The sequence below is a fragment of the Streptomyces sp. NPDC006261 genome (assembly GCF_040613515.1).
Lineage (GTDB): Bacteria > Actinomycetota > Actinomycetes > Streptomycetales > Streptomycetaceae > Streptomyces.
Genome location: NZ_JBEXSI010000001.1, coordinates 27,759 through 43,507, shown reverse-complemented (window position 1 = coordinate 43,507; position 15,749 = coordinate 27,759). Strand labels below are relative to the sequence as shown.

At 73.1% G+C, this 15,749-nt stretch carries 16 protein-coding genes; 8 read left to right on the top strand and 8 right to left on the bottom strand.

Features of this window, described 5'->3' with window-relative positions:
* Nucleotides 1–165: 165 nt before the first annotated feature.
* The 4 genes from ABZ154_RS00235 to lepB all read left to right on the top strand — a co-directional run bounded on the left by ABZ154_RS00235 (nucleotide 166) and on the right by lepB (nucleotide 3,079).
* Nucleotides 166–1,146 (top strand): alpha/beta hydrolase, encoded by a 981-nt coding sequence (locus ABZ154_RS00235; RefSeq protein WP_356827869.1) that lies wholly within the window; start codon nucleotides 166–168, stop codon nucleotides 1,144–1,146.
* Between the two features lie 190 nt (nucleotides 1,147–1,336).
* Nucleotides 1,337–1,846 carry a DUF664 domain-containing protein gene (locus ABZ154_RS00230; protein WP_356827502.1) on the top strand — a complete coding sequence of 170 codons (510 nt, stop codon included), beginning with the start codon at nucleotides 1,337–1,339 and terminating at the stop codon, nucleotides 1,844–1,846.
* A gap of 111 nt (nucleotides 1,847–1,957) precedes the next feature.
* The gene (locus ABZ154_RS00225; RefSeq protein ID WP_356827500.1) at nucleotides 1,958–2,251 is read left to right on the top strand and encodes a hypothetical protein; all 294 of its coding nucleotides are present in this window, start codon (nucleotides 1,958–1,960) and stop codon (nucleotides 2,249–2,251) included.
* A gap of 138 nt (nucleotides 2,252–2,389) precedes the next feature.
* Nucleotides 2,390–3,079 (top strand): signal peptidase I, encoded by a 690-nt coding sequence (gene lepB / locus ABZ154_RS00220; protein ID WP_356827498.1) that lies wholly within the window; start codon nucleotides 2,390–2,392, stop codon nucleotides 3,077–3,079.
* A 20-nt stretch (nucleotides 3,080–3,099) separates the two neighbouring features.
* Here the strand turns inward: lepB and ABZ154_RS00215 are convergent, their stop codons facing one another.
* From ABZ154_RS00215 to ABZ154_RS00195, 5 genes are all read right to left on the bottom strand, one after another.
* Entirely contained in the window at nucleotides 3,100–3,537 is a 438-nt protein-coding gene (locus ABZ154_RS00215) for a protein-tyrosine phosphatase family protein (protein WP_356827496.1), read from the bottom strand.
* 92 nt (nucleotides 3,538–3,629) lie between these two features.
* Nucleotides 3,630–5,648, bottom strand: a complete 2,019-nt coding sequence (locus ABZ154_RS00210; protein ID WP_356827494.1) for a fructose-specific PTS transporter subunit EIIC — start codon at nucleotides 5,646–5,648, stop codon at nucleotides 3,630–3,632.
* Nucleotides 5,649–5,740: 92 nt separating this feature from the next.
* A complete protein-coding gene (pfkB, locus tag ABZ154_RS00205) occupies nucleotides 5,741–6,688 on the bottom strand; it encodes a 1-phosphofructokinase (protein WP_356827492.1) in 948 nt (315 codons plus the stop codon).
* Nucleotides 6,685–7,446, bottom strand: coding sequence for a DeoR/GlpR family DNA-binding transcription regulator (locus tag ABZ154_RS00200; protein WP_356827867.1), 762 nt, complete (start codon nucleotides 7,444–7,446; stop codon nucleotides 6,685–6,687). The genes pfkB and ABZ154_RS00200 overlap by 4 nt, the downstream gene beginning before the upstream one ends.
* Before the next feature lie 192 nt (nucleotides 7,447–7,638).
* The gene (locus ABZ154_RS00195) at nucleotides 7,639–7,887 is read right to left on the bottom strand and encodes a DUF6296 family protein (RefSeq protein WP_356827490.1); all 249 of its coding nucleotides are present in this window, start codon (nucleotides 7,885–7,887) and stop codon (nucleotides 7,639–7,641) included.
* Nucleotides 7,888–8,071: 184 nt separating this feature from the next.
* On the opposite strand from ABZ154_RS00195, the gene ABZ154_RS00190 reads away from it, so the two are divergent.
* Nucleotides 8,072–8,893 (top strand): PepSY domain-containing protein, encoded by an 822-nt coding sequence (locus ABZ154_RS00190; protein ID WP_356827488.1) that lies wholly within the window; start codon nucleotides 8,072–8,074, stop codon nucleotides 8,891–8,893.
* 76 nt (nucleotides 8,894–8,969) lie between these two features.
* Here the strand turns inward: ABZ154_RS00190 and ABZ154_RS00185 are convergent, their stop codons facing one another.
* From ABZ154_RS00185 to ABZ154_RS00175, 3 genes are all read right to left on the bottom strand, one after another.
* Nucleotides 8,970–10,190 (bottom strand): serine hydrolase domain-containing protein, encoded by a 1,221-nt coding sequence (locus ABZ154_RS00185; protein WP_356827486.1) that lies wholly within the window; start codon nucleotides 10,188–10,190, stop codon nucleotides 8,970–8,972.
* Nucleotides 10,191–10,612: 422 nt separating this feature from the next.
* Complete coding sequence (locus ABZ154_RS00180) at nucleotides 10,613–12,646, bottom strand: NB-ARC domain-containing protein (protein WP_356827484.1); 2,034 nt, start codon at nucleotides 12,644–12,646, stop codon at nucleotides 10,613–10,615.
* Nucleotides 12,647–12,796: 150 nt separating this feature from the next.
* Nucleotides 12,797–13,765, bottom strand: coding sequence for an LLM class flavin-dependent oxidoreductase (locus tag ABZ154_RS00175; RefSeq protein WP_356827482.1), 969 nt, complete (start codon nucleotides 13,763–13,765; stop codon nucleotides 12,797–12,799).
* 139 nt (nucleotides 13,766–13,904) lie between these two features.
* Between ABZ154_RS00175 and ABZ154_RS00170 the strand changes: the two genes are divergently transcribed.
* From ABZ154_RS00170 to ABZ154_RS00160, 3 genes are all read left to right on the top strand, one after another.
* On the top strand, nucleotides 13,905–14,609 hold the full coding sequence (locus ABZ154_RS00170) for an alpha/beta hydrolase (RefSeq protein WP_356827480.1): 705 nt from the start codon (nucleotides 13,905–13,907) through the stop codon (nucleotides 14,607–14,609).
* On the top strand, nucleotides 14,606–14,797 hold the full coding sequence (locus ABZ154_RS00165) for a hypothetical protein (protein WP_128848433.1): 192 nt from the start codon (nucleotides 14,606–14,608) through the stop codon (nucleotides 14,795–14,797). Before ABZ154_RS00170 ends, ABZ154_RS00165 begins: the two co-directional genes overlap by 4 nt.
* Before the next feature lie 341 nt (nucleotides 14,798–15,138).
* A complete protein-coding gene (locus ABZ154_RS00160) occupies nucleotides 15,139–15,300 on the top strand; it encodes a hypothetical protein (RefSeq protein WP_356827477.1) in 162 nt (53 codons plus the stop codon).
* Nucleotides 15,301–15,749: the final 449 nt, after the last annotated feature.

Below are 15,749 nucleotides of genomic sequence, written 5' to 3'. Positions count from 1 at the left end.
CGTCGCGCTCCCTTTGCCGGTCCGGCAAAGATCCTTGTGCGGGCGGTGAGCGCCCCCGAATGATCGTGACCGGGCGGCCGGACTCCGGCCCGGCCGCCCGACCGACCCGTCACGACCGCCCCGTGCCCCCGGGGCGCCCGAGGAGGAACCGTGCCGCAGTCCCCGATGGACCACGCCACCCCGCCCGGCGCGGTCCACCGACTGGTGGACACCCCCGGCGGCCGCATCCACCTGGTCGAGCAGGGCACAGGCCCCCTCGTTCTTCTCGTCCACGGCTTCCCCGAGTCCTGGTACTCCTGGCGCCACCAGCTCCCCGCGCTCGCCGCCGCCGGATACCGGGCCGCGGCCATCGACGTACGCGGTTACGGGCGTTCCGCCAAGCCCGCCGCCCCCGACGCGTACCGCATGCTCGCCCACGTCGCCGACAACACCGCCGTCGTACACGCCCTCGGCGAGGAGACCGCCACGGTCGTCGGCCACGACTGGGGCTCGCCCATCGCCGCCAACAGCGCCCTGGTCCGGCCGGACGTCTTCACCGCCGTGGGCCTGCTCAGCGTCCCCTACACACCCCGGGACGAGAACCGCCCCACCGACGGCTTCGCCCGGATCGGCGGAGACGAGGAGTTCTACGTCAGCTACTTCCAGACCCCCGGCCGGGCCGAGGCAGAGATCGAACGGGACGTACGCGGCTGGCTCGCCGGCTTCTACACCGGGCTGACGGGCGGAGCCCTCACCCCCGCGGAGCACGCCCGTCTCTTCTTCGTACCCCCGGGAGCGCGCCTCGCCGACCGCTTCCCCACCGGCCCACTGCCCGCCTGGCTCGGCGAGGCCGGCCTCGACGTCTACAGCGGGGAGTTCGAACGCTCCGGCTTCACCGGCGCCCTCAACCGCTACCGCAACGTCGACCGTGACTGGGAGGACCTCGCCGCCTGGCACGGAGCGCCCGTCACCCAGCCCTCCCTGTTCCTCGGCGGCTCCCTCGACGCCTCCACCACGTGGATGGCGGACGCCATCGACGCCTACCCGGCCACCCTCCCCGGCCTGTCCGCCGCGCACATCCTCGAAGGCTGCGGCCACTGGATCCAGCAGGAACGCCCCGACGAGGTCAACCGGCTGCTGACCCAGTGGCTGCGCGGTCTGCGGTAGGGCGTACCCCGTCGGCTCCGCGCGGCACAGGGCGCGCAGCTCGGTGAGTGCGCCACGGCGGGCGTCCGGCAGCTCGGCCGGGTACGGATCGACGTCTTCAGCGCTGCTTTGCACCATGAGCCGATCCCCAGCGGGTGGCGCGCGTGTGTCGGAGCAGGGTTCGCGCGGGCCAGGAGGCGAAGGTGAACGGATGAACTGTGCGAACATGCTGGCCGAGGCGTTCGAGCGGGTCGGGGAAGCGGTCCATGCGGCGGCCGAAGGACTCTCGGCCGACGACCTCAACGCCCGGCTCGACGACGGAGCGAACTCGGTCTCCTGGCTGATCTGGCACCTCACCCGGGTCCAGGACGACCACATCGCCGACGCCGCCGGCACCGGCCAGGTCTGGCACACCGGGGGCTGGGCCGACCGCTTCGGGCTCCCGTTCGACGAGACGGCGACCGGATACGGGCACAGCAGCGAAGAGGTCGCCGCCGTCCGCGTCGACTCCGCCGACCTGCTTCTCGGCTACTACGACGCCGTCCACGAACAGACCCTCGGCTTCGTCCGCGGACTGGATGGCCGCGCCCTCGACCGCATCGTCGACGAGGCCTGGTCTCCCCCGGTCACCCTGGGTGTCCGGCTGATCAGTGTCATCGCCGAAGACCTCCAGCACGCGGGCCAGGCGGCCTTCGTCCGGGGCGTACGGGAACGCACGTGAGACCGGGGTGCGGAGGGAAGGACTCCGCACCCCGTGCACCCTCCAGGCAGCGGTGCCATACTCGGAAGCAGTCCGCCGCAGAGGGTGTCATCGTCCGAAAGGCGACGCGTCATGAGCTGGGCATCGTGGACGACCAGCGGTGTCTTCGCGGGAACAGGCGGAGTCCGCACCGAAGAAGCCGGCATCCTGAGCGGAGACCTCACGGTGCACACGACGTGGTCCGAGGGCCAGGCGTCGGTGGCCGTGCAGTACAGCGGCTCGTCGGACTGGTTCACCCTGGCGGGCAGCCCCGTGCCGTGCGCATCCGAGGAGGAGAGCCGGGCCTTCCACCAGAGCGTGGTCGAGGCCGTGCGTGCCGGCGACGGGGCCACGGTCCCGCCGGACGGCACCGCCCCCGCCTCCTAGCGTTCCGCCCTCGCCTCCGTCCCGGCGTCCGCACCCGGAGCCGGGACCCGCCGCATCCGCCCCGCCCCATAGAGTGACCCGACAAGATCCGTTCCCCACCGGGGCGGGTGAGCGGGACACGGGGCGAGGAGCGGCGTAATGGTGCGTGCGGGTGCACGGCGGGCGGGGACGAGAAGACACCGGCCGTTCTGGGTGGAGCTCCCGCTCCTCGTCGGGATCGCCCTGGTCCTGGCCCTGCTCATCAAGACCTTCCTCGTCCAGGCCTTCTCCATCCCGTCGGAGTCCATGCAGAACACCCTGCAGAAGGGCGACCGGGTCCTCGTCGACAAGCTGACCCCGTGGTTCGGATCCCAGCCGGAACGGGGCGAGGTGGTCGTCTTCCACGACCCGGACGGCTGGCTCGACGACGTGGCCGTGGACCCGCCCAACGCCGTGCAGAAGGTGCTGAGTTTCGTCGGCGTGATGCCGTCGGCCGAGGAGAAGGACCTCATCAAGCGGGTGATCGGCGTCGGCGGCGACACCGTGGAGTGCGCGGGCGACGGACCGGTGAAGGTCAACGGCAAGGCTCTGGACGAGCCCTACGTGTTCCCCGGCAACACCCCGTGCAGCAACGACGACAAGGGCTCCTTCAAGGTCACCGTCCCGCAGGGCAAGCTCTGGGTGATGGGCGACCACCGGCAGGCCTCGGCGGACTCCCGCTACCACAGCGACGACCGCAACAAGGGCATGGTTCCGGTCGACGAGGTCGTCGGCCGGGCCGTCGTCATCGCCTGGCCGGCCGGCCGCTGGAACACGCTGCCCGTCCCCGCCACCTTCTCCGAGAACTGACAGCGGGAATCCGTCCGGGGCTACCCGGGCCGGCCGAACCCGCGTACGTAGCGCCACTGCCACGGGGTCTCCACCGCACGCGGGTGATACCCGCGGCGGACGAACGCCACCGCCTCCTCGGCGGGGACCCCGTCCAGCACGGCCAGACACGCCAGCGCCGTCCCGGTCCGCCCCATCCCGGCCCCGCAGGCGACCTCCACCCGCTCCCCGGAGGCCCGCCGCCATACCTCCTCCAGCAGCTCCCTGGCCTGCTGCGGGTCGGCCGGAAGCCGGAAGTCAGGCCACCGCAGCCACCGTGACTCCCAGCCGACAGGGGGAGGCGTACGCCCCAGCAGATACACGGCGAAATCCGGCTCGGGTCCTTCGGGCAGGGGGTCGCGCAGGCCCCGGCCGCGTATCAGGCGCCCGGAGGGCAGTGTGAGTACGGCCCGGTCGGCCGCGTCCCAGCTGTCGGTCATGCCGGTCAATCTAGCGACCGGAAGCGGACCCGGAGCCGGGAACGGGGCACAGGATCAGAGATCTCGTGCCCCGTTCCATCGGCGCGACGGGGTCAGGCGGTCACACCCACCCGGGAGTCGGCGGCCGTGGCCCCCGCCTCGTCGGCAGGCACCGCCACCGACCGGCGGGCGCCCTTGAGCAGGACGACCAGAGCGGTCGCCACGAGGGTGCCCGCGGCGATCGCCAGCAGGTACAGGAACGGTTCACCGATCAGCGGGACGACGAAGATGCCGCCGTGCGGAGCGCGCAGGGTGCACCCGAAGGCCATCGACAGCGCACCGGTGACCGCGCCGCCCGCCATCACCGAGGGGATCACCCGCAGCGGGTCGGCGGCCGCGAACGGAATCGCGCCCTCGCTGATGAACGACGCGCCCAGCACCCAGGCCGCCCGGCCGTTCTCCCGCTCGGCCTTCGTGAACAGTTTCTTCCGTACGGTGGTGGCGAGCGCCATCGCCAGCGGCGGGACCATACCGGCCGCCATGACCGCCGCCATCACCTTGAGGCTGCCGTCGGTCGGATCGGCGAGACCGCCGACCGCGAAGGCGTACGCCACCTTGTTCAGCGGGCCGCCCATGTCGAAGCACATCATCAGGCCGAGGACGACGCCGAGGATGACCGCGTTGGAGCCGGAGAGACCGTTGAGCCAGTCGGTGAGGGCGCCCTGCAGAGCGGCGATCGGCTTGCCGACGACGATGAACATCAGGAATCCGACGACCGCCGACGCGACCAGTGGGATCACCAGCACCGGCATGATCCCGCGCAGAGTGGCGTGGACCGGGACCCGCTGGATGGCCATCACCACCGCACCGGCCAGCAGACCGGCGACCAGACCGCCGAGGAATCCCGCATCGACGGTGAGCGCGATCGCCCCGCCGACGAAGCCGGGCACCAGCGCGGGACGGTCGGCCATCCCGTAGGCGATGTACCCGGCCAGCACCGGCACCAGGAAGCCGAAGGCGGCGGAACCGATCTGGTTGAGCAGCGCGGCCCAGCTGTCCGCCTGGCCCCAGACGAAGTGGTCGGCGACCGACTTGGCGTCCACGATCTCGTAGCCGCCGATGGCGAACGACAGGGCGATCAGCAGACCGCCCGCCGCGACGAACGGCACCATGTAGCTCACGCCGGACATCAGATACGTACGCAGCCGGACCCCGAAGTGCGCACTGTCCGCACCGGATCCGTCGTCCGCACCGGCCTCCGGCCCCTCCCCGCCCTGCGATACGGCGGCGATCTCACCGCGCGCCGCCTTGCGGCGGGCCTCGGCGATCAGCTCGGCGGGCCGGTTGATACCCGCCTTCACCCCGACGTCCACGAGCGGCTTGCCCCGGAAGCGGGCCTTCTCCCGCACCTCGACGTCGTGTGCCCAGATGACCGCGTCGGCCCGGGCGATGACGGCGGGGTCCAGCTTGCTGAAGCCGGCCGACCCCTGGGTCTCCACCGTCACCTCGACGACCTCGGCGTGGCCGGCGGCCGTGAGGGACTCGGCGGCCATGTAGGTGTGCGCGATGCCGGTGGGGCAGGAGGTGACGGCGACGATCCGGAAGGGGGTCTCGGTGGTGTCCTCGGCGTCATCGGCTGCCGGTATCGGCGTCGCTGCCTCGGGCTCCGGGGCTTCGGGCTCCGGTGCCGGTTTCTCGCCCCGGATCAGTGCCGCGACCCTCCCCGGGTCATCCCCGGCGCGCAGGGCGGCGGTGAACTCCGGGTCCATCAGCCTGCGGGCCAGCCCCGACAGGATCGTCAGGTGGTCCTCGTCCGCCCCGGCCGGCGCGGCGATGAGGAAGATGAGGTCCGCCGGGCCGTCGGCCGCGCCGAAGTCGATGCGCCGGGCGCTGCGCCCGAAGGCCAGCGTCGGGGCGCTCACGTGCTCGCTCCGGCAGTGCGGGATGCCGATCCCGCCGTCGAGGCCCGTCGGCATCTGCGCCTCGCGGGCGGCGACATCGGCCAGGAAGCCGTCGAGGTCGGTGACGCGGTGTGCGGCCACCATCCGCTCGGCGAGCGACCTCGCGGCGGCGTCCTTCGTTTCGGCGGACAGATCGAGGTCGACCAGTTCCGCGGTGATCAGCTCACTCATCGCGGTGCTCCTTGCTCGGGGACCGCCGTGCGGCGGTGCGGAGGGATGGAAAGGCGGCGGGCTCGTAGGGGACTGCGGCGGTCATCGGGCGCTCACGGGGCGGGCTCCGTCAGCGGGCGGTCCAGGGGGACGTCGGCGCTCGACGCGACCGCGGACAGGTCGAGGTCGGCCGGGGTGGGCATGAGGCTCCCCGCCAGCTGCACCGCCGCCGCCCCATGGGCGACGGCCGAGGCGAGCGCCTGCGGCCCCTGCCCGCCCGCCGTCAGGAAGCCGGCGAGCGAGGCGTCCCCGGCGCCGACGTTGCTGCGTACGGTCGACACGCGGGCGGTCGCGAAGTACGACCCGGCCTCCTCCACCAGCAGCTGCCCGTCGGCCCCCAGGCTCGCCAGCACCGCCCCGGCCCCCCGCTCGCGCAGTTCCTCGGCAGCCTTCAGCGCGTCACCCACCGTGGTGAGCGGACGGCCGACGGCCTCGGCGAGCTCCTGGGCGTTGGGCTTGATCACGTCGGGCCCCTGCCGGAGCGCGGCGGTCAGCGCCGCGCCGGAGGTGTCCAGCGCGATCCGCGTACCGGCCCGGTGGCTCCGCGCGACCAGCTCCGCGTACCACTGCGGCGGCAGCCCGCGCGGCAGGCTTCCGCAGCACGCGATCCAGTCGGCGTCCGCGGAGCGCGTGCGCACGGCCTCCAGGACGTCCTCCGCCTCGGCGGCGCTGAGCTCGGGCCCGGCGGCGTTGATCTTGGTGAGGGTGCCGTCGGGTTCGACGAGCGTGACGTTGATCCGGGTGCTGCCGGTGACCGGTACCCCGGCCGCCTCGATGCCGTGCTCACCGAGCAGCCGGGCGAGGAGCGCGCCCTCCGGCCCGCCCATCGGGGCGACGGCGACCGTGCGGTGGCCGGCCGCCGCGACCGCGCGGGAGACGTTGACGCCCTTGCCGCCCGGGTCGACACGGTCGGCCGTGGCCCGCAGGACGGTGCCGCGGACCAGGTCCGGCAGCTCGTAGGTCCGGTCCAGACTGGGGTTGGGGGTGACGGTGAGGATCATGCGCGTACTACTTCCGTGCCCCGGCTCTCGATGGAGCGGGCGTCGTCGGGGCTGAGGCCCGTGTCGGTGATGAGGAGGTCCACGTCGGTGAGGTCACCGAAGCGGGCGAAGTGCCGCTGCCCGAACTTGCCCGAGTCGGCGAGCAGGACGACCCGGCGGGCGGCCTTGACCACCGCGCGTTTCACGGCGGCCTCGGCGAGGTCGGGCGTGGTCAGGCCGCTGTCGGGCGAGAAGCCGTTGGTGGCGAGGAAGACGACATCGGCGCTGATCTCGGCGTACGAGCTGAGTGCCCAGGCGTCGACCGCCGCCCGCGTCCGGTGCCGGACCCGGCCGCCGACCAGGTGCAGCGCGATGCCCGGGTGATCGGCGAGGCGGGCGGCGACCGGCAGCGCGTGCGTCACCACGGTCAGCGCGGCGTCGACGGGGACGGCCGCTGCGAGCCGGGCCGTCGTGGTCCCGGCGTCGATGATCACGTTGCCGTCCGAGGGGAGCTCGCCGAGCGCCGCCTGCGCGATCCGGTCCTTCTCGTCGGCGGCCACGGCGTCGCGCTCGGCGAGGTCGGGCTCGAAGTCGAGCCGCCCGACCGGGATGGCACCGCCGTGCACCCGGCGCAGCAGCCCGGCCCGGTCCAGCGCCTTGAGATCCCGCCGGACGGTCTCGGCGGTCACCTGGAACTCGTCGGCCAGGGAGAGCACCTCGACCCGGCCGCTCTCCTGGGCAAGTCGGAGGATCTCCTGTTGACGCTCCGGTGCGTACATGTGGTTTCGTATCCGTTTCATGCCCGACTCTGTGGTTTCGCGCTCAGGTTACGTGCGGGGTTCGGGAAAGTAAACACATTCGGGCTGAGAGTGGGCACGGGTGGACATGCGAGAGCGCGAGGTGCGTGGTCATGGGCGCATACGTCGGCGGGGCGCACCGCTCATCGGTGCGCCCCGCCTGTGACCGTCCGCTCAGCGCCTCTGGCGAACGCCCCCGCTCAGCGGCCGGGCGAGCAGCGGTGTGCCGGGGACCTGGTGTCCGCCGCTGGCGAGCATCCGCACCTCACCCCGGTCGCTGATCTCGGCGCGGACGATCCCGGTCTCGTCCTCGTACACCGGTGACCCACCCGCCCCGGTCCGGTCGGTCAGCCGGACGGCGACCACGTCGTCCTCCGCGCCGGACATCTGGAAAATGAGTTCGTAACGCTCCGTGTGCTCCATGACAGCCTCCCGGCGGGGGCATGACGACACCGGCCCCGATCCCATTGTTCCGCATCCGGGTGCGTCCCGCCCGGGGGGCGGCGGGGGCTTCGCGACGGCCAACGGGCGGAGGTGTCCGGTCGATCGGGTGACTGTGGCCGGTGGGACAACATGACTGGTCGCCGGTAGGGCTAGGCATGCGTACATGAGACTTGAGCCCCGACGAAACAACCGTCTTTCCCTACGCTCCCGCAACCTCAGGGCGTCCGGTGCCGCCGCCTGTCTGGCGGCCGCCGCTCTCCTGCTGACGGCATGTGGTCAGAGCTCGGACAGTGCGACGTCCGCGGCCACCGAAGCCGCGAAGGTCCTCCCGCAGAAGACGACGGCGTCCCCGTCGGCCACCGCGGAGCTGACCGAGGATCAGCAGGAACGCAAGAGCGTGCTGGATGCCACCAAGGTCACCTTCGACGACGCGGCGACGACCGCCGTCGGCGAGGTGGCCAACGGCAAGCTCGTCGATCTGGACCTGGAAGGTGTGGACGACGACGACCGCGACGAGAGCCCCAGTCCGACCGGATCCGGCACCCCGACCGGCAGCCCCAGCCCGACGGGCACCGCGAGCCCGACCGGCAGCCCCGCCGCGACCGGTTCGCCGAGCGCGAGCCCGGGTGCCGACGGCCCCGTCTGGGTCGCGGAGGTCGCCGAGAAGGACGGCACGGTCCACACCGTGCGCATCAACGCGGTCGACGGCAAGGTGATCGAGGCCCGCGTCGACGCGGACCAGGACGCCGAGGACAAGAAGCAGACGGCCGAGTGGCTCACCCAGGCCACGCAGACGCCGGAGCAGGCGGCCAAGGTCGCCACGGAGAAGAAGAAGGGGACCGTCACCTCCGTCGGCCTGGACGACAACGACGGCAACGGCGTGATCTGGTCGGTCGACGTGGTCGGCTCCGACTGGAAGAAGACCACGTTCGACGTGGACGCCAAGAACGACACCATCGTCCGCGAGGAGACCGACAACGACTGACCGTCTCGGTGGTGCGTCCGCGAGGACCCACCACCGCGTGAAAGGGGTACGCCGGACACCCGGCGTACCCCTTCTCCTATGCTCCGTGCGGCTTGCGCCGCTCCAGCAGCCGGCAGACGAAGTCCTCCTGGAGGCCGCGGAGGGTGGCCAGCAGCCGTGGGTTCGTCGTGCTGTTGACCTGGGAGGTGAGCGAGACGGTCAGCGACCGCTTGCCGTCCTTGGTGGCCGCCGCCAGCTGCGTGTAGCCGGGGAAGTTGCCGGTGTGGCCGTACACGGTCCCGCACCGCGTCCGGTACGCGAAGAGGGCGGGCCCGGCCTCGTTGCGCCCGGGACCCGCCGGTTCGGAGCTGCCCGCCACGAATGTCAGCTGCCGGCGGCGGACCGCCGGGCCCAGGTCCCGGCCGCCGGCCCAGGCGCGGATGAAGGTGCCGAGGTTCTCGGGCGTGGAGACGATGCCGCCGGACGCCCACACCCCGGAGGCGCCGATCGCGGTGGAGAGGTCCTCCGGCGGGTTCGGCGGGTCCACGGCGTATCCGTGCAGGTACGGCTCGGGCAGCCGGTAACCCTGGGGCAGCGAGGTGGCGCGCAGCCCCAGTGGCCGGTACACGATCTCGGCCAGCAGCTGCTCGTAGCGGGTGCCCGTCGCGGCCTCGGCGACCAGGGCCACGGCGATGTTGTCGGAGTTGGAGTAGCGGTACGCCGAACCCGGCCGGAACCGCAGCGGTTCCCCGGCGACGTACCGCAGCAGCTTGCGCGAGTCGAACCGCCGGCGCGGATCGGCCGTGAGCTCGGCGATGAACGTGGGGGCCTCGGTGTAGTCCGGCAGCCCGCTGGTGTGGTTCAGGAGCTGGGCTACCGTCACCCGGTGCCAGGCGGCGGGGAGACGGGGGAGCCACCGGCCGAGGGTGTCGTCGAGCGAGAGGCGCCCCCGGTCCGCCAGGTGCAGCGCGACCGCCCCGCTGAAGGCCTTCGCCACGCTGGCGATCCGCATGTGGTCCGTCACCCGTGGCGGCCGGCCGGTGCCGACCTCGGACGTACCGGCCCGGTACACCTCACCGCGACCGCCGGCCGTCAGTACGGCGATGGCCCCCGGCGGTCCGCCCGGGGTGTCGACGAGTGCCTGGAGCCCGCGCTGCAGCTCGCGGTCGACCGGGCCGTGCGGGCCGTCGCCCCCGTCACCGCCCGCCCGGGCCGGGCCGGTCATCAGCCCGGCGAGCGAGGCGGCGGCCAGCGCGGCCACGACGGCTCTTCGCCGCAGCGGCCGGGAAGGGGCGCGCAGAAGGGGACGAGTGGGCACGGGTGTACCTCCTGGAGGCGGGTCGGGGCGGTGGGCCGGGCCCCAGGAGGAGCGGGCGGATCGGGCCGGACACCCCCCGGGGGGCCCGGGCCTGATCCCCCGGCAACTCCCTGGCCGACGGCTGCCGTGCGCCCAGCATCGGGTGGCCGGGCGGAGCCCGCCCCCGGGGTGGACCATCCGGCCGTCTCCCCGCCCCCTCGTCTCCCCGCCTCCCTCGTCTCCCCGTCCCCCCAGGAAGTGCCGGTCACCGGGCCGGGGAGGCGGCGCGGCAGGTCGGGAACGTACCGCTGCCCCGGCCGGGCGCCGAACATGACGTCCTCCACCGGCTCGAACCCCGCACGGGCCGGCACCGCACGGGAAACCCCGTGGTCGAGCGTCGCCTCCGCCCGCAGCGCGGTGAGCCGCTCCGACGGGCGGTCCCGTTACGAGGGGAGTTGCCGCTCCAGGGCATGGGCCAGGCCGCGCTCGGCGTCGTCGGCCGAGGCCCGGCGGTAGGCCCTTTCGTACGCCGTGTTCCCGGCCGCCTGCCGGGCCCGGAGCTCCCACTGTTCCCGGATCGCCCCGAGCTCGGGGGTGCCGCGGTGCGGGTGGCCGATGATTCGCCAGTAGGTGTGTCCGGTACCGGAGGTACGGGCCGCCGCGACGCCGTCCCCCTGGGAGGCGATGGCTCCGGCCAGCAGGTCGAGGCCGAGGGCGATGCCGAGGCTGTCGTGGAGCTCGTGCTTGCTCGCGAGCATCGCGCGGGCATGGTTCTCGGCCTGGCGCGGGCGGCCCTGGAGGAGGTGGATGAGGGCGAGCTGGTGATCGGCGTAGGCGCGCCCCCAGTGCTCGCCGAAGCGCAGGCTTATCCGCTGGAGCCGCGTCGCCTCCTCGTACGCCTCGTCCAGGCGGCCGAGCGCGGACAGGGCGAAGAGGCGTATCACCCGGCACCGCATCTGGGAGGGGGCGTCTGCGGGGTCTCCCGGATGAAGGCGCAGGGCATGGTCGCTGACCAGGTGCGCGGTCTGCGGGCGGCCCATCATCAGGTAGGTGAAGCTCATGGAGTGGGCCGCCGAGAGTGCCCCTTCGGCGTCCTGGCCGAGGCGGGCGGCCTCCTCGCACTCCTTGCCGACCCGGCGGGCCGCCTCATGGTCCCCTTGGAGGGTCAGCGTGATGCCGAGCGCCCAGAGCGCGCGGGTGCGGTGCGGGCCGGCCGAGAGCGGCAGGGCCAGCACCCGCTCCAGATAGCTCCGGGCCTGGTGGAGGTGGCCGCAGCAGCTCCAGAACAGACCGGCGCACCCGGCCATCTCCATCGCCCTCTCGGGGTCCTCGGCCAGCAGATGCTCCAGGGCCGCACAGAGGTCCGCGTGCGTGGAGGCGACCCTGCGGTACCACTCGACCTGCTGGGGGCCCAGCCAGCCGGTGTGTGCCTGCACGGCCGTCTGCGCGAAGTGCCGGGCGTGCCGGTCCGTCAGGAGTGTGTCCTCCGCCAGTTCGGCGAGCCACATCGCCCCGTACTCGCGCAGCGTGTCCAGCATGCGGTAGCCCTCACCGGTCCGCCGGAGAACGGACTGCTCGGCGAGGCTCTCCAGCGCGGGGGCGATCGTCCCCGCGCCGAGGGGTCCGCCCGCGCACACCGCCTCGGCGTCGGCCGTCATGATGACGCCACGGAAGACGGAGAGCCGCGCCCACAGCAGGCGTTCGAGCGGGGCGCAGAGCTCGTGGCTCCAGCCGATGGTGGTGCGCAGGGCGCGGTGGCGGCGGGGCCAGAGCGTGTCGTCGCTGAGGGTGTCCAGCCCCGCGGCCAGTCGCCCGGTGATCTCCTGTGCGCTGCTCTCACGGAGCTGCGCGGAGGCCAGTTCGACGGCGAGCGGTATCCCTTCGAGGCGGCGGCAGATATCGGCCACGGCGGCCGAGTCGCCGGGAGAATCGAGTACCAGGCCGGGGACGACGGCGGCGGCGCGGTCGTGGAAGAGCCGTACGGCCTCGTCGCCGTCCTCGCCCGCGGAGAGCGGGGGGACTTCCAGGGCGTGCTCGCCCTCCGCGCCGAGCGGCTGCCGGCTGGTGGTCAGGACGGTCAGCCCCGGCGCGGCGGAGAGCAGTTCGCCGACGAGCTGCCGGCAGGAGTCGACAACGCGCTCGCAGCAGTCGAGGACGAGCAGCAGGCGGCGGTCGGAGAGCCATTCGCAGAGCGCGGCCACCGGGCGGCGAGGGCTGTGGTCCAGCAGTCCGACGCCGTCACAGACCGTCGTGGTGAGCAGCTGGTCGTCGTCCAGATGGGAGAGGTCGGCCCACCACACGCCGTCCGCGTACCGGTCCCGGACGTGCCCGGCGGTCTGCAGGGCCAGACGGCTCTTGCCGACCCCGCCGCTCCCGCTGAGAGTGACCAGCCGGTGATCACGAAGTGCCCGGTCGATGCTGTCCAGTTCGCTGTCGCGGCCGACGAAGCTGGTCGTCACGACAGGGAGGTTGCCCATCACGCAGGCCATCCTGCCTCGCTGGGCCCCGCGGCCTCCGTGCATAGCCAAAAGCAGTCAGAAACGGCTGACAATGCCTCCTGTCCGATCAGAAGTTGACACGTGCGGAAGGTGGGGTCGCAGTCGGCCGGACGGTGGGGCCCGCAGGGGTCAGAGAACGCCGGCGAGCGACACCAGAGCTCCGAGCGGGTCCGGCCCGACCGGGGTGAGGACGGCATCGGTGACGCCCGCCGCACCGAGCCCGCCCAACCGGGCGCGAGCCGCCTCCGGCGTACCCGTGACGGCGAGCCGCTCGACCCAGGCATCGGGCAGACGGCGGACGAACTCCTCCCTGGTCGCGCACGCCGCCCGCAGCTCCACCAGCTCCGCGGCGAACGGGAGCGGGGCGATGTGGGCCTGCCAGTCCGGCTCGCCGATCCATTCCAGCCCGGGCCGCGCCGCGGCGAGCGCTGCCTCGGGATCGGCGCCGACGGAGCCGATGTTGTACGCGACCAGGCGGTGCGGGCGGGCCGCGCCGATGTGCGCCAGGGCCGCCCGTACGTACTCGGGGGCGACGGGCTCGGCGAGGATCGTCCCGTCGGCCACCTCACCGGAGACCGCGAGGGACTTGGGGCCCCGGACGCCCGCCAGGATGTCGGGCACCACGTCGGGCAGCGCGCCGCGCTCGAGCCGGACGCCGTCGAGGTGCACGTACCGCCCCCGCACCTCCGGGCCCTCGCCCCGCAGCAGTGCGCGCAGGGCGTCGACGTACTCGTGGAGGAGGGTGAGCGGGCTCTTGGGCCACTGGCCCACGCTCCGCATCCAGCCGGGCATGCCGTGTCCCACGCCGATGTCGGTCCGGCCGGGGAAGAGCTGGGCCAGGGAGGCGACCTCCATCGCCGCGAACGCCACGTTGCGGGCGCCGGCGGGCAGCAGCCCGATGCCCACCCGGATCCGGGACGTGGAGGCGAGCACGGTGGCCGCCTGGGTGATCCCACCACGGAACCCGAGATCCTCCACCACCCACACCGATGCGAACCCCAGCTCCTCGGCCCGGCGCGCGAACGGCAGGATCAGCTCGGTGGGCAGATCGCGGGGCAGCAGGACGCCCACGGAGGGGGAGGGGGTGGGGGAAGGCACAGGCGTTCTCCTCGGGATCTCGGCGTACGGATCAAGGTCTCCGCGTATCGAGAACCTAGCGAACGCGGCCCGGCGGACCAAGAGGCCAGGGGCACCGATGCTCCTGCTGCCAGTCAGACCCCTGCGTTACGTTGCTGCCATGACGAACTTCGTACTCGTGGCAGGCGCCTGGCTCGGCTCGTGGGCGTGGAGCGATGTGCTGCCCGACCTCCGTGCGGCCGGGCACGGGGTGCACCCGCTGACGCTGTCGGGCCTCGCCGACAAGCAGGGGGTGAAAGCCGGACAGCAGACCCATGTCGACGACATCGTCGACCACGTCGAGGGCCTCGACCTGCGGGACGTCGTCCTGGTCGGCCACAGCTATTCGGGCATCCCGGCAGGCCAGGCGGCGCAGCGGATCGGTGACCGGTTCGCCCGCGTGGTCTTCGTCGACTCCAACGTCCCGGCCGACGGCGAGTCGTTCCTGGCCGGCTGGCCGGCGGGGCGGGCGCAGGTCGAGGCGGCGATCGCCGCGAACGACGGCTTCTGGCCGCCGGCGGTGGCCGACGACTTCGCCGGTCAGGAGCTCGGCGACGCGGACATCGCCCGGATCGCGGCGGGGGCGACCCCGCACCCCGGAGCGACCCTCGCCGAACCGGCCGTCCTGGCGGAGCCGCTCGACGCGCTTCCCGCGACCTACATCAAGTGCCTCCTGGACGGAGCCGAGCCGAGCGGCGACGTGGCGGAGCTGCTGAAGGGCGAGCGTTGGGAGCTGGTCACGATGGAGACCGGCCACTGGCCGATGTTCTCCCGGCCGCGGGAGCTCGCGCGCGTCCTCCTGGAAGTGGCCGGAGCGGGGCGATGACGGAGCACCCGGAGATCACGTACATCGGGTGTGCCCGGTGCGGCACCCAGATCGCGGGACTCGACGGCCGCTACGCCTGCTCGGGCTGCGGCTGGGTGAACGAGTGGACCGAGGGGCACCGGCCCCTCCCCGGCGCCCGACGCCGGCGCACCCAGGGGGCGCCCGCGCCGCGCCCACAGCAGCCCTGAGCGCGACGGAGCCGGCCTGAGCGCTGTGCGACGCGGAACCGACCCACCGGACCGCACGGCGGCGTCGAGCGCAGAAGGAGAGCACCTCCATGCCCGGACCCCACACCCTTGTCGCGGCCTTCCGCGGGCCCGTGGGTGCTCTTCGAGGACGAGGAGACGCTCCTGCCGACGGAAACCTTCCTTCACGCCTGCGGGGGCGGGGCCCGGAAGCCGTTGCGGCAGGTCCGGCGGCGTCTCGGTCCCCGGACCGGGAATCGCGGCGTCCGCCGCCCACCACGTACACTCGCCCCCGCTCCGCCGACCGGCGGGGCTTTCGCACCAGACCGGACGGGGAAAACCGTATGAGTTCCGCAGACAGCACCGAAGCACCGATCTACGCCGGCCTCGTGGAGGAGCAGGGAGACGTGCTCGCCGAGGTACGGCGCGTGGCCGAGGAGGTCCTGCGCGACGCGGACCGCGCGATCGACTTCGGCGCCGTAGGGTCGTCCGCCGCCTATCGCTAGGTCGGACCGCCGAGGGATGGACCATGTCCATCACGAGACGATAAACGTCGTGCAACTATTGCCATATTCTTGCGTATCCGAGGCGACGGCTTACTGAAGAACCGTCGTCGGCGAGAGTGGGTGGGGCCGCGGTCCGGCCGAGTGCTCCGACGGGGCGCCGGTGTCACCGCGGCCACCCGGCGGCCGGGCGTAAAGGCAGCCTCCGCCCCGGTGAGCGGCCCGCACGTCGGTGCGGAGAGCGCTCCCAGCCTGTCCGTGACGGACGGTGGGCGATCGGGTCATCGCGGTCGATCCGGCCCCCGTCACCCTCTCCCCACCTCATCTCCTCCGCGTTTCCCGTACCGGCCTGTCGCCCGTACCGGCCTGTCGCCCGTACCGGCCTGTCGCCCGTACCGGCCTGTCGCCCGTACCGGCCTGTCGCCCGTACCGGCCTGTCGCCCGTACCGGCC